The organism is Pseudomonas lini, assembly GCF_001042905.1.
Taxonomy (GTDB): Bacteria; Pseudomonadota; Gammaproteobacteria; order Pseudomonadales; family Pseudomonadaceae; genus Aquipseudomonas; species Aquipseudomonas lini.
Window position 1 is genome coordinate 127,232 of record NZ_JYLB01000009.1, and the last position, 13,400, is coordinate 140,631.

The window sequence follows — 13,400 nt, forward strand, 5'->3', positions numbered from 1 at the left end:
TGGCTCAGACCATGGCCAACCGCTGCTTGCGTTGTGGCGCGCGAAAAGCTTGGTCCAGCGCCTCCAGATCCCCGATCTCAAGCCGCAATTGCGCCGCTTGCGCATTGAGCTGCACGTGCTCGGGACGGACCGCCTTGGGGATGGCGATCACGCCGTTCTGACGCAGAATCCATGCCAGCGCTACCTGCGCAGGTGTCGCTTCGTGACGGGCGGCAATCTGCTTGAGCGTCGAATTGGCCAGCATGCTCCCGCCCTGGCCGATCGGACAATAGGCCATCACCGGCATCCTTTGGTGTTGGCTCCAGGGGAGCAGATCGAATTCGATGCCGCGCTCTTCCAGGTTATACAGCACCTGATTGGTGGTGCAGGTCGGCGAGGCCAGTTCTTCCATGTCGTCCAGATCGAAGTTGGACACGCCCCAACGGTCGATCTTGCCGCTTTCACGCAGGCGTTCGAAGGCTTCGACGGTTTCCTCAAGGGGATACTCGCCGCGCCAGTGCAACAGGTAAAGATCGATGTAATCGGTATTCAAACGCCGCAGGCTACGTTCGCAGGCCTGGGGGATGCCCAGGCAGCTGGCGTTGTGAGGGTAGACCTTGCTGACCAGAAAAACCTGGTCGCGCCTGCCTGCGATGGCTTCACCCACCACCTCTTCAGCGCCTCCTTCGGCGTACATTTCAGCGGTGTCGATCAGGGTCATGCCCAACTCGATGCCCAAACGCAACGCTGCAACTTCCTTTGTGTGTCGGGAGCGTTCCTCTCCCATGCGCCAGGTTCCTTGGCCGATGACCGGCACATGGATGCCGGCCAGCTCAAGAGTACGCATGAATTCTCCTCACCGAAGCCCGATCGATACTTCAGTTGGCAGCAAAATAGTCCAGTGGTTCCGTCCGGTCAAAAGATCGCAGCCTTCGGCAGCTCCTACGCCAAGTCGGTCCATCCGCAACATCACGGGTATACCCACCCCCCCGTAGGAGCTGCCGAAGGCTGCGATCTTTTGATCTATAGGGTAGAAAACTTATACACCGTAGTCTGGCTATAGCGCTTGCCCGGATCCAGCCTTGTGGACGGGAAGTTCGGCTGGTTCGGCGAATCAGGATAATGCTGAGTCTCCAGAGTAAACGCCCCCCAATGCGGATAGATCTTGCCCGCCTTGCCCTTGACCGTGCCATCGAGGAAGTTGCTGGTATAGAACTGCACGCCGGGCTCGGTAGTGTAGAGCTGCAAGCGGCGCCCGGATTGCGGATCGCTGACATCGGCGGCGAGTTTGCCCAGATCCCCCTTGGCATCCAGCACCCAGTTGAAATCGAAACCACCTTGTTTGGGTTCGGCGAATTTCAATTGAGGATGATCAGCCTTGATATGTTGACCGATGGCGGTCGGTTGAGTGAAGTCCATGGGCGTGCCGGCGACCGGGGCCAGTTCACCGGTGGGGATCAGTTTGCCGGTGACCGGCGTGTAGCGGGCGGCATGCAAGGTCGCAAGCTGCTTCAGTACGTCGCCATTGCCCGCGCCGGCCAGGTTGAAATAGCTGTGGTTGGTCAGGTTCAGCACTGTGGGTTTGTCAGTGCTGGCCTTGTACTCGATGCGCAGCTCATTGTTCTCGGTGAGGCTGTAGGTGACTTCGGTTTTAAGGTTGCCCGGGAACCCCATTTCACCGCTCGCCGACAGATACGTCAGGGTCACGCCCACCGAATCCTTGCCTTTGCTCGGTTCGGCTTTCCACACGCGCTTGTCGAAACCCTGGGCCCCGCCGTGCAGTGAATTGCTGCCGTCGTTGAGTGGCACTTGATAGTGCTTGCCGTCCAGCTCGAAGGCACCGTTGGCCAGGCGATTGCCGAAGCGGCCGATGGTCGCGCCGAAGTACGCGGTGCCGCTTTGATAACCCTGCACGTCGTCGAAGCCCAGCACCACATCGTCGAGCTTGCCGTTTTTGTCCGGCACTTTCAGCGACTGCAGAATCCCGCCGTAGGTAATGACCGTGGCTTGCAGGCCATGGCTGTTGCGCAAGATGTATTGCTCGACGGGCGTGCCGTCATTGGTTTTGCCGAAGGTTTTGTGTTCGCTGGACAAGCCGGCGGCATGAGCGGGGAGGGTGGCGATCATCAGGGACAGTCCGAGGCCGGAGAGCAGGTATCGAGATTGAAGCATGGTTGACCTTCCTTTTTGTTGTTTTGTGAGAAGTAGTCATACTAATAGTCGAGTTTTAACGCGATCAAAGAAGGATTTATAGCTTATTTATGCGGTGTTGCAATTATAAAGTATGACTAATTTAGGGGCGCTTTCACGGTGATCCGCGTTTACGGACCACCGGCACTGCACTTTTTCGGCTTTCGCGGTTCTATCCTTGGCCAGCCCGCGGCGATCCCCACCGCCGGCCCATGCCCAAGTTCAAGAACCCATGGCTCGAGTTTTACCCCGCTTTACCCCGCACATTCGCCGTCATAGCTGGCTGCTGATTGGCCTGTCGATGCTCTTCGCCAGTGGCTGCAGCCATCAGCCGGGCAACGATATCGTCAGCCAGTTTCGCAACGGCACACCCCAGGAGTTTCTTCAGACCAGCGTCGACCGCATGGCGACTCTGGCGATGCGCGACAACCTCGAAAGCCTCTACCTGCTGATGAACAAGCTCTACCTGCGCAACCCGGAAGAGCTGAAGAAATCCGGCTTCCTTGATGTCGGCACCGCGGAAAAACAAGTGCGCAAGGCCATCGAACAGCAACAGCCGCTACCCACTCTCGGTGGCAAAAAAGACCTCGCCGCGCTGAGCTACGCCATGAGCCCGGAATTCCTCGGCGACCGGGTCGGTGCTTTCATCTATGCCATCGGCAGCATGCTGGTCACCGCCCACGGCAATCGGCTGGAGTTCTACATGACGGATGCGATCAACCCGACCTTCGTCAGCAATGCCGCGCGCAACATTGAGAAAGCCACCTGGATCTTGAGTCAGCGGCAAAACAAGCAAGGCGAGCCGTTGCTGTTTTCCAACGAAATCTCGGAGGAGGGCAGCAACCTGAGTTTTGCCGTGGAGTTCGGCAAAATCGTCGCGCGGCTGGACCTGCTGACCCAGATGCTCGACGAACGCTACCGACGGATCGGCCTCAACTACGCCCAGAGTTTGCTGTTTCTGAATTTTTTGCCAGTGCAGTGATTTGAGTAGTGAACCCAAATCCCCTGTGGGAGCGAGATTTTGTGGGAGCTGGCTTGCCTGCGATGGCATCAACTCGGTTCGACGTTAAACCGAGCCGTCTGCATCGCAGGCAAGCCAGCTCCCACAAAAAGCCGGCCTCACAGGGGGCTTGAAAGAAAGAAGATTGTGTTCCGCCTCAATGAGTTGGCATAACGATAGACCGCATCGATATAACTGGTTATAAGAAAAATCGCTATGCTGCGAGCCGGTTATTTCCCTGCGATTTTCTGGGCGTATTAATGGAATTCGGTAGTTTCGGGTTGGTCGTTGCAGGTCTGGTGGTCGGCTTTATTGTCGGCATGACCGGCGTCGGGGGCGGTTCGTTGATGACCCCCATTCTGTTGTGGTTCGGCGTCAACCCGGCTACGGCGGTGGGCACGGACTTGCTGTACGCGGCCATTACCAAATCCAGTGGTGTGCTGGTTCATCGCAAGAACAAGAACATCGACTGGGCAATCACCGGTTGGCTGACGCTCGGCAGTGTGCCGGCGGTGGCGCTGACGCTGTGGTTCCTGAGCAGTTTGCAGACCTCGCCCGACGCGATGAACGCCGTTATCAAACAAGCCTTGGGCTTCGTATTGTTCGCCACGGCACTGGCGATTTTCTTCAAGAAACGCTTGCTCGATTTCGCCCACAAACGGGCGGGCGGCCACTACAACCCTAGCGGTCCCCGCTTGAATGCACTGACCGTCATCACCGGTCTGATCCTGGGCACCATGGTGGCCCTGACCTCCATCGGCGCCGGCGCCCTGGGCACCGTCGCACTGTTCATTCTGTATCCCATGCTGCCTACTCGCCGCCTGGTCGGCACCGAAATCGCTCACGCGGTGCCCCTGACCCTGGTCGCCGGCCTGGGCCATGCGAGCATGGGCAACATGGATTGGCACATTTTGGGCTACTTGCTGGTCGGTTCGCTGCCGGGGATTTACCTGGGCAGCCATTTGACCGGGCGTATCTCCGACGAACTGCTGCGTCCGTGCCTGGCGACGATGCTGGTGCTGATCGGCTACAAACTGGCGTTCTGATCCGGCACCGTATGGATCACTGAATTTGGCGGAATCATGCTCTCGCTGACGTAGTCAAAACTATGACCACGTTCAGATGAGGTCATGACGTCCATGAACAGCCCCGTAAACGATCTTCTGCGACGGTTCCGCCGCCCCCGTGGCGAGCCTCCCGGCAATGCAGCCGAAGTGCTACGCCGACATGCCGAGCCGTTGCCTGCACTCGACTCACCTGAATTCGGCGAACTGTTCGACCGCTTTGGCGATGCCAGCGTGGTGCTGATCGGTGAATCCAGCCACGGCACCCAGGACTTCTACCAGACCCGAGCGGCGATCACCCGCCGCCTGATCGAGCAGCATGGCTTCGGCATCGTCGCGGTCGAAGCCGACTGGCCCGATGCTGGGCAGATCGATCGATGTGTCCGCGACCTGGGGCGCTCCGCCTGGAAAAAACAGGCCTTCGCCCGATTCCCCACCTGGATGTGGCGCAACACCGCCGTGCAGACTTTTACCCGCTGGCTGCACCACCATAATCGCGGGCTGACGCTGGAGCAGCGAGTGGAGTTTCGCGGGCTGGATGTTTACAGCATGCGTCACTCCATCGACGAAGTGCTGGGCTATCTCGATAAGACCGACCCGCAGCTGGCAAAAGAAGCTCGACATCGCTACAGCTGCCTGACGCCGTGGCATGACGACCCGGCGCTGTACGGTCATTTCGCCGAGCGTGGCAACATGGCCACATGCGAGGACGCCGTGGTCGAGCAATTGAATGTGCTGCTGGGCGAACGGCTTGATCCGATGGCTGCCGATGACGAGGCGTTTTTCAGCGCCACCCAGAACGCCCGGGTGGTGCGGGCCGCCGAGCAGTATTACCGCGCCATGTACCGCGGCTCGACTTCCTCGTGGAACCTGCGTGACCTGCACATGTTCGACACCTTGCAAACCCTGATGGAGCATCGCGGGGCAGGCGCCAAAGCGGTGGTGTGGGCGCATAACTCACACATCGGCAACGCTGCCGCTACGCAAATGGGTTGGGAGGGGCAGTTCAACATCGGTCAGTTGTGCCGCACGGCCTACGGCTCACAAGCGGTGCTGATCGGCATGGGCACCGACCACGGCACCGTCGCCGCCGCCGATGACTGGGACGAACCGATGCAGGTCAAACAAGTGAACCCGGCATTGGCCGACAGCTGGGAGCAACTGTTTCTCCAGGCCGGCGTCCCCGCAGCATTGCTTGACTGGCGGACGTCACCGAGCGAGGAGTTGCTGGACGTACTGGCCGAGCCATTACTTGAACGCGCCATCGGCGTCATCTATCGACCCAGGACCGAGCGCCAGAGCCATTACTTTCAAGCAGTGCTGGCGGAGCAGTTCGACGCTTTCGTCTGGATCGAAAAAACCCATGCGGTCTCGCCATTGCCGGCGCCTGAGTTCATGGAGCACGAGGAAGACACCTTTCCGTTCGGTATATGACCCGCAAATGACGGGTATCTATGCCAGTCAGTTAATAGAAATCCCTGTGGGAGCTGGCTTCTGTGGCGAGGGGGCTTGCCCCCGTTCGGCTGCGAAGCAGTCGCAAAGCTTTTAGGGCCGCTTCGCGCCCCAACGGGGGCAAGCCCCCTCGCCACAGAAGCCCGCAGGTTCTGCCTATTCCCGGGTAAAAATCTCCAGCAGATGCCCGTCCGGGTCATCGAAATACACCCGTCGGCCACCGCCGTAATCATTGATCTCGTTCGGCCGTTGCTTGCCAGGATCGGCCCACCAGGGCTGCTTGCGTGCTTGCAGGCGAGCAAAGGCCGCGTCGAAGTCTTCGTCGCCAATCAGGAACGCATAGTGTTGTGACGCGATGGGCGGGTCGTTGTTGTAGAAATCCAGCGACACTCCGTTATCGAATTTGACCACCAGCATCGGCCCGAACGGCTCGGCATCGGGCAGGCCGAGGAGGTCGGTCAGGTAGCAGGCCGACACCTGTTTGTCACGGCACCAGACGATGGTGTGGTTCAACTGAGCGCTCATGGAAAATCCTCACGGCGAATCAGGTCGTTCATGTCGTGCCATGAGATTAGCTCAGGCTGTTGCGCAATGACTGCCCTGACCTAAGCTTGGGGCAAGGCGAACACAAATACGTTGCCTCACCCGGAACGTTCGCCGCGATGCGCAATCATTAGAGCGTGGATATCAAAAGGAGATGCGCATGCTCATCAGGTCTTTGACCCTGGCTACTCTGCTGGCTTTCGTCGGCCCCTTGTTCGCCGCCGATGACGATTCCCCTCTGGTTAAAGACGTGGGCAGGGCCCGTCCCCTGATTGTCATCGCGCCCAGTTCGGTCGACCCCACCTGGGTCAGCCTGAAAAAATCCCTGGATGAACCCGCCAGCCGCAAGGGCTTCACCGAGCGAAACATGGTGCTGTACACCGTGATCAATACGATGGGTCAGCGCGACGGCAAAGACCTTGACCCGCAAACGACGATGGCGTTGATCCGCTCGCTGAAACTGGGCGCCGGGGCGAAGAGCAAAATCATCCTGGTTGGCAAGGACGGCGAAAAGAAGCTTGAAAAAGATGTGGTCGAGCTGAAAGAGATTTTCAGCACCATCGACGCGCTGCCAGCCGCTGAAAAGGAAGCGACAGTACCGGTGCCAGCGCCGGTGGCTGACGTTGCACCGGCCAAAGGTGCAAAGGGCAAACCGGCGAAACCCGCCAAACCGCCTGAGCAGCCGGATGACTGAATTTTCGCTGGTAAGTTAAGAAAATTGAGCGACGAAAATCCTGTGGGAGCGTGGCTTGCCCGCGAAGAATGCACCGCAGTTTTTCAGGTGTTGCGCATCATCGTTCTTCGCGGGCAAGCCACGCTCCCACAGGTTCTGCGTCTTGACCCTTTTTCGTTTATCCCCCGAACATCCGTAGCAGCTGCGAGCCTGCGAGGCTGCGTTCGGCTGCGAAGCAGTCGCAAAACCTGCCACCGCATTCTTTCAGGCAAACCGCATTCGCTGGATGGCGACCGCTTCGCGGCCGAACGCAGCCTCGCAGGCTCGGCAGTTGCTACGGGACCGAGTCATTCGGCTATTCAGTCAGCGCACTCAAAATTTTGTGAGCGATTTTGATTCGTTCCGGGTTCGGGTAGTTTTTATTGGCCAGGATCACGATGCCGATGTCCTTCGTCGGAATACAGGCAACGTAGGCGCCGAAGCCGCCGGTTGAGCCGGTTTTGTTGATCAGCACATTATCGTGTGGCGGTTGCGGCGGGTTCAGCGGTTGGACGGCATGAGCCTCCATCGCCATCTGCGACGAGTTGCCGACGAGCAATGTGTCGAGCGTCACCGGATAGTTGTAGAACTCCCATCCCAACCCTTGAGTCATCTCGCCGACGGTGTAATAACCGGTGTGAGTGATGGCGATGGCTTGCTGCAAGGGCTTTTCCAGCGAAGTCGGATTCATGTTCGCTTCAACATAGCGAAGCAGGTCCGAGGCACTGGTTTTCACGCCATACGCTTCAGAATCCAGTGCGCCCGGTTCGACCCGCACAGGTTTGTTGTCCTTGTTGTAACCCCAAGCGTAAAGCCCCATCTGATCCTGCGGCACCTTGAGGTAGCTGTGTTTCAGACCCAGTTTCGGCAGCAAGGTTTTTTCCATCAGCTCATCGAACGGCGCCCCCATGCTTTGCGCTGCCAGATAGCCGAATAACCCAATGCTGGGGTTTGAATACTGGCGATGAGTGCCGGCGGTGTAGGTCGGTTTCCACTGCTTGAAATAACCGAGCATTTTGTCCTGATGGTCTGCATCGCTGGGGAATTGCAGGGGCAAACCACCGGCGGTGTAGGTGCCGAGTTGCAGCAGGCTGATCCTGTCAAACGCGCTGCCACGCAATGTCGGTAGAACCTGACTGGCGTTGTCCGACAGGGTCAGTTTGCCTGTCGCCTGCGCGTAGGCGGCGAGGGTGGCGGTGAAGGTTTTACTCACCGAACCGATCTCGAACAGGGTGTTTTCGGTGACGGCTTTGCCGTTTTCTTTCGAGGCCACGCCGTAGTTAAAGTAATGCGCTTTACCATTGACGGTAATCGCGACCGCGACACCGGGGATCTGCTGTTGCTGCATCACCGGTTCAATGGTTGCCTTGACGATGGCTTCGATGCGCTCGTCAGCAAAGCTGTGGCTAACGCCGAGCAGAAGTGCGAAAGCGCTGTAAGACGCGAGTTTTCTCTGATTCTTTTTAGGCATGATTGAATGACTTTCCATGAGTTTCTGTGGTGTTAACCGCTACACTCCGAGCGGTTTTTAAGCCGGTCCGTTGCTGGGCGAGCCAAATCTATGCAGTTTGGCGAAGACCGACAAACGACGATATTTCGGATGAGCCATTAGAAAATTTTGGGGGTGGGCATGATTCGACCACATCTGCCGTTGAATGCGCTGCGCGCTTTCGAGGCTTCGGCACGTCATCTGAGTTTCACACGGGCGGCGGTGGAGTTGTGTGTCACGCAGGCGGCGGTGAGTCATCAGGTCAAAAGCCTTGAAGCCCAGCTTAACGTGACTTTGTTCAAACGCCTGCCCCGAGGCCTGATGCTGACCAGCGAAGGTGAAACCCTGCTGCCGGTGTTGCGCGAATCCTTCGACCGGATCGCCGAGACCCTGGAGCGTTTCGAGGGCGGGCATTTTCGCGAGGTGTTGACGGTGGGGGCGGTGGGGACGTTTGCGGTCGGCTGGCTGTTGCCGCGGCTGGCGGATTTTCAGACGAAACATCCGTTTATCGATTTGCGCCTGTCGACCAACAACAACCGGGTGGACGTGGCCGCTGAAGGCCTGGATTACGCCATTCGCTTTGGCGCGGGGGCGTGGCATGGGATCGAAGCGGTACGGTTGATCGAGGCGCCGCTGTCGGTGCTTTGCGTCCCCGAGATTGCGCGGCAATTGCACACACCGGCCGATCTGTTGCAGCAAACGCTGTTGCGCTCCTATCGCACGGATGAGTGGCCGGAGTGGTTTCAGGCAACCGGGCTCTCAATCCATGCGGCACCGCCGAGAAGCATCGTCTTCGATTCCTCGCTGGCGATGATGGAAGCGGCGTTACAAGGGGCGGGCGTAGCATTGGCGCCGCCCTTGATGTTCTCCCGGCAACTGGCCGCAGGCGTAATCGAGCAACCGTTCGCCATCGGGATCACCACGGGCAGCTACTGGTTGACCCGCTTGCAGTCGCGCCCTGAAACGTCGGCGATGGCAGCGTTCAAGGACTGGTTGCTGCAAGCTTCGCTTTAATACAAAACCCTGTGGGAGCGGGCTTGCTCGCGAAGGGGCCATCACATTCAACATTGATGTTGACTGACACACCGCCTTCGCGAGCAAGCCCGCTCCCACAGGGATTGCATGTGTTTCAGGGTTACCGCACGAGACACGGCCGCTTGTTATCGAACGTCCACCCCGGAATCAGAAACTGCATCGCCACGCTGTCATCCCGCGCGCCCAGCCCCATGCCTTTGTACAACTCATGGGCCTTGGCCAGTTGATCGATGTCCAGCTCAACCCCCAGGCCAGGTTTTTTCGGCACCTGCACGCAGCCGTCGACAATTTGCAGCGGCGCTTTGGTCAGGCGTTGGCCGTCCTGCCAGATCCAGTGGGTGTCGATGGCGGTGATCTCACCCGGCGCAGCCGCCGCGACGTGGGTGAACATCGCCAGGGAAATATCGAAGTGGTTGTTGGAATGCGAGCCCCAGGTCAGGCCCCATTCGTGGCACATCTGCGCGACTCGAACCGAGCCCTGCAGGGTCCAGAAGTGCGGGTCGGCCAAGGGAATATCCACCGATTGCAACTGGATCGCATGGCCCATTTCCCGCCAGTCGGTGGCGATCATGTTGGTCGCGGTTTTCAGGCCCGTGGCACGACGGAACTCGGCCATGACTTCGCGGCCGGAGTAACCGTTTTCCGCACCGCAAGGGTCTTCGGCGTAAGCGAGAACGTGATGTTGATCCCGGCACAGGCGGACCGCTTCTTTCAGCGACCAGGCGCCATTCGGATCTAGGGTGATGCGCGCATCGGGAAAACGCTCGGCGAGGGCGGTGACCGCTTCGATTTCCTCGTCGCCGCTCAACACGCCACCCTTGAGTTTGAAGTCCTTGAAACCATAACGAGCGTGGGCGGCCTCGGCCAGGCGCACCACGGCGTCGGCGCTCATGGCTTTTTCGTGACGCACACGGAACCAGTCGTTGTCGGCGTCCGGTTCGCTGCGGTAGGCCAGATCGGTTTCGTTGCGATCACCGACATAAAACAGGTAACCGAGCATCTTCACTTCATCGCGTTGCTGACCTTCGCCGAGCAGGGCCGCGACCGGTACGTCCAGGTGCTGACCGAGCAAGTCGAGCAGGGCGGCTTCCAGGCCGGTGACCGCGTGAATGGTGATGCGCAGGTCGAAGGTCTGCAGGCCGCGACCACCGGCATCGCGATCGGCAAAGGTCTGGCGCACTTGATTGAGGATCTTCTGGTATGTGCCGATGGTGCTGCCGACCACCAGTGCGCGCGCATCTTCCAGCGTCTGACGAATACGCTCGCCACCCGGCACTTCGCCGACGCCAGTGTGGCCGGCGTTGTCCTTGAGGATCACGATGTTGCGGGTGAAAAACGGGCCATGGGCGCCGCTCAGGTTGAGCAGCATGCCATCGTGACCAGCCACGGGAACAACCTGCATGCTGGTGATGATTGGGGCTTTTGCGGTTTCTTGTGTGTTCATTTTTATGTCCTTGAAAAGCAGGTATTCAGGCGTGACGGGGCGAAGGTTTGCCCAAGGCAACGGCCGGTGCGGGTTTCGGTTTATTGCGCGCGGCGAAGACGATGATCGCGGCGATGATCGACGTGGCGGCCAGGCCGTACAGCCCGCCCTGAATCGACCCGGTGTGTTCTTCCAGCAGACCGAAGGTGGTCGGCGCAACGAAGCCACCGAGGTTGCCCACCGAGTTGATCAGCGCGATCACACCAGCAGCAATCCGTGCATCCAGGTACGCCTGGGGAATCGGCCAGAACAGCGAGGATGCCGATTTGAAACCCAGCGCGGCGAAGCAGATGGCGACGAAGGCGAAGATCGGCCCGCCGGTGGTGGACATGAACATCCCGGCGGCAGCGATCAGCAGCGCAGCGGCGACCCAGGCTTGCTGATGTTTCCATTTGGCCGACAACGTGGCGAAGGCATACATGCCGACGATCGACAGCAACCACGGAATCGAGTTGAACAGCCCGACCTGAATGTCGCTCAGGTCGCCCATCTTCTTGATGATGCTCGGCAGCCAGAAGGTCGCGGCGTAGATGGTCAACTGAATGAAGAAGTAGATCACGCAGAACAGGATGATCTGGCGATCCTTGAGCAGCGTGCCCAGCGACGGTTTGATCGGCGTCGCGGCTTCGCGGGCCAGTTGTTCGTCATCGATAGCTTTGACCAGTGCGTCCTGCTCAGGAAGGGTCAGCCATTTGGCGTCGTGGGGTTTGGAGTCCAGCCAGAACCAGACAAACACGCACAGTCCGACCGAGAACATGCCTTCAATGAAGTACATCCACTGCCAGCCGTGCATGCCCAAACCGCTGATTTGCAGCAGCAACCCGGACAGCGGGCCGGAGATCAGCGACGCAATGGCCGAGCCGCTGAGGAAGATCGCAATCGCCTTGCCGCGTTCGACGCCGGGCAACCAGCGGGTGAAGTAATAAATCACCCCGGGGAAGAAACCGGCTTCGGCCACGCCGAGCAGAAACCGCAGGATGTAGAAGTGGGTTTCGTTCTGGATGAATGCCATGCAGGAGGCCACCAGGCCCCAGGTCAGCATGATGCGGGTCAGCCAGATTCGTGCGCCGACTTTTTGCAGGAGGATGTTGGAGGGGACTTCGAACAGCGCGTAACCGATGAAGAACAGACCGGCACCGAGGCCGTAGGCGGCAGCGCCAATTCCTAAGTCATGTTCCATATGGGCGCGGACGAAGCCGATGTTCACGCGGTCGATGTAGTTAACGATGAACATGATCACGAACAGCGGCAGGACGTGGCGTTTCACTTTTGAGATGGCGGACTTCAGGACCGAATCGGCGCCCTCGTTCATCCCGGATATGGATGTATTCACTGCTTTTCTCCCACTCGTTATTTTTATGCGGGGTGTGGCTGGGTGCTGCGTTGTTGATAGACATCATACAACTAGATTTTTTTAGTCGGCAAGTGTCGTCTCTCAACGAAATGGTGCTAGGTGGCAGGGTTTTTATTCGTTTTGCGGGTTTGTGTGGAGTATTTGTTGGGCTATGCCGTGGTCTGTTCAGTCGCCAATTTTTTATTTATCGGGACGGAGCGCCTGGATTCGATAGTTAAAATCGTCTGTTTTAGTGTGTTTGTTGAGTGTTGTCATACAAGTTTGGCGGCATTTTGTTGAAATTCCGATCACCGGGAGGCGAGCGCAGTGCTACGATCCGGATACCTGCTTTACGGATAAATCACCATGCAAGAAGACATCGACGCACCCGCGCGCAAGCGTGCCCATAACCTTGCCCATGATCTGGTGAGCAAACTGACCCAGAGCATCCTGCTCGGCCAGATGGTTCCGGGGGACAAGCTGCCATCGGAGAACTCGATTGTTCAGGAACACGGCGTCAGTCGCACGGTGGTGCGCGAGGCAATCTCGAAGTTGCAGGCTTCGGGGCTGGTGGAAACCCGTCACGGCATCGGTACTTTTGTCCTCGAGCGTGCACCGGATCAGGGGCTGCGACTGAACGTCGATACCGCGCTGGGCGTGCGCAGTATTCTGGAGTTGCGCATGGGCCTGGAAACCCAGGCCGCCGCGCTGGCAGCGGTGCGTCGCACAGACCAGCAATTGGCGCAGATGCGTGAAGCGCTGGATGACTATCAAAGCCTGTTGGCCAACAACGACAGCTGCGTCGAGGCGGACAAACGCTTCCATCTGCTGATCGCCGAAGCCACCGGCAACGTGTGCTTCACCGAGATCATGCAGCACCTGGGCAGCGCCATGATCCCCCGGACCCGCGTCAATGCCGCCGAGCGTGGGTCGGCGGATTTGAGCAAGCTCGGGCAACTCGCCAACCTCGAACACGAGGCGATTCTCAACGCCATCAAGCGCCAGGACCCGGACGCGGCGCGGGCGGCGATGTGGTTGCACCTGACTAACAGTCGCGACCGCTTTTCGGCTGATCGGTAGCCGCCGTTTGTCTCCTCGATAGCACCCCTTTTACAGGCTC

General features: G+C 58.9%; 12 protein-coding genes. 6 read left to right on the plus strand and 6 right to left on the minus strand.

Going from position 1 to position 13,400, the window contains the following annotated elements:
* Positions 1–4: 4 nt before the first annotated feature.
* Together TU81_RS23805 and TU81_RS23810 are read right to left on the minus strand one after the other, a co-directional pair.
* On the minus strand, positions 5–826 hold the full coding sequence (locus TU81_RS23805; RefSeq protein WP_048396795.1) for an aldo/keto reductase: 822 nt from the start codon (positions 824–826) through the stop codon (positions 5–7).
* Between the two features lie 176 nt (positions 827–1,002).
* Complete coding sequence (locus TU81_RS23810) at positions 1,003–2,151, minus strand: aldose epimerase family protein (protein WP_048396797.1); 1,149 nt, start codon at positions 2,149–2,151, stop codon at positions 1,003–1,005.
* A 250-nt stretch (positions 2,152–2,401) separates the two neighbouring features.
* Here TU81_RS23810 and TU81_RS23815 point away from each other — a divergent pair, with 250 nt between their 5' ends.
* The 3 genes from TU81_RS23815 to TU81_RS23825 all read left to right on the plus strand — a co-directional run bounded on the left by TU81_RS23815 (position 2,402) and on the right by TU81_RS23825 (position 5,667).
* Positions 2,402–3,151 (plus strand): hypothetical protein, encoded by a 750-nt coding sequence (locus TU81_RS23815; RefSeq protein ID WP_048396799.1) that lies wholly within the window; start codon positions 2,402–2,404, stop codon positions 3,149–3,151.
* 278 nt (positions 3,152–3,429) lie between these two features.
* On the plus strand, positions 3,430–4,215 hold the full coding sequence (locus TU81_RS23820) for a sulfite exporter TauE/SafE family protein (protein ID WP_048396801.1): 786 nt from the start codon (positions 3,430–3,432) through the stop codon (positions 4,213–4,215).
* Positions 4,216–4,308: 93 nt separating this feature from the next.
* Positions 4,309–5,667, plus strand: coding sequence for an erythromycin esterase family protein (locus TU81_RS23825; RefSeq protein WP_048396803.1), 1,359 nt, complete (start codon positions 4,309–4,311; stop codon positions 5,665–5,667).
* Positions 5,668–5,841: 174 nt separating this feature from the next.
* Here the strand turns inward: TU81_RS23825 and TU81_RS23830 are convergent, their stop codons facing one another.
* The gene (locus TU81_RS23830; protein ID WP_038982379.1) at positions 5,842–6,210 is read right to left on the minus strand and encodes a VOC family protein; all 369 of its coding nucleotides are present in this window, start codon (positions 6,208–6,210) and stop codon (positions 5,842–5,844) included.
* Between the two features lie 178 nt (positions 6,211–6,388).
* On the opposite strand from TU81_RS23830, the gene TU81_RS23835 reads away from it, so the two are divergent.
* On the plus strand, positions 6,389–6,922 hold the full coding sequence (locus TU81_RS23835; protein ID WP_048396805.1) for a DUF4174 domain-containing protein: 534 nt from the start codon (positions 6,389–6,391) through the stop codon (positions 6,920–6,922).
* A gap of 334 nt (positions 6,923–7,256) precedes the next feature.
* On the opposite strand, the gene ampC is transcribed toward TU81_RS23835, so the two are convergent.
* Positions 7,257–8,411: a class C beta-lactamase gene (ampC, locus tag TU81_RS23840; RefSeq protein WP_313848421.1), complete on the minus strand. Its 1,155-nt coding sequence runs from the start codon at positions 8,409–8,411 to the stop codon at positions 7,257–7,259.
* Between the two features lie 159 nt (positions 8,412–8,570).
* On the opposite strand from ampC, the gene TU81_RS23845 reads away from it, so the two are divergent.
* Positions 8,571–9,443, plus strand: a complete 873-nt coding sequence (locus tag TU81_RS23845) for a LysR family transcriptional regulator (protein WP_038982382.1) — start codon at positions 8,571–8,573, stop codon at positions 9,441–9,443.
* A 121-nt stretch (positions 9,444–9,564) separates the two neighbouring features.
* On the opposite strand, the gene gudD is transcribed toward TU81_RS23845, so the two are convergent.
* Positions 9,565–10,908, minus strand: a complete 1,344-nt coding sequence (gene gudD / locus TU81_RS23850; RefSeq protein WP_038982383.1) for a glucarate dehydratase — start codon at positions 10,906–10,908, stop codon at positions 9,565–9,567.
* 25 nt (positions 10,909–10,933) lie between these two features.
* A complete protein-coding gene (locus tag TU81_RS23855) occupies positions 10,934–12,280 on the minus strand; it encodes an MFS transporter (RefSeq protein ID WP_038982384.1) in 1,347 nt (448 codons plus the stop codon).
* A 366-nt stretch (positions 12,281–12,646) separates the two neighbouring features.
* On the opposite strand from TU81_RS23855, the gene TU81_RS23860 reads away from it, so the two are divergent.
* Positions 12,647–13,360: a FadR/GntR family transcriptional regulator gene (locus TU81_RS23860; protein WP_038982385.1), complete on the plus strand. Its 714-nt coding sequence runs from the start codon at positions 12,647–12,649 to the stop codon at positions 13,358–13,360.
* Positions 13,361–13,400: the final 40 nt, after the last annotated feature.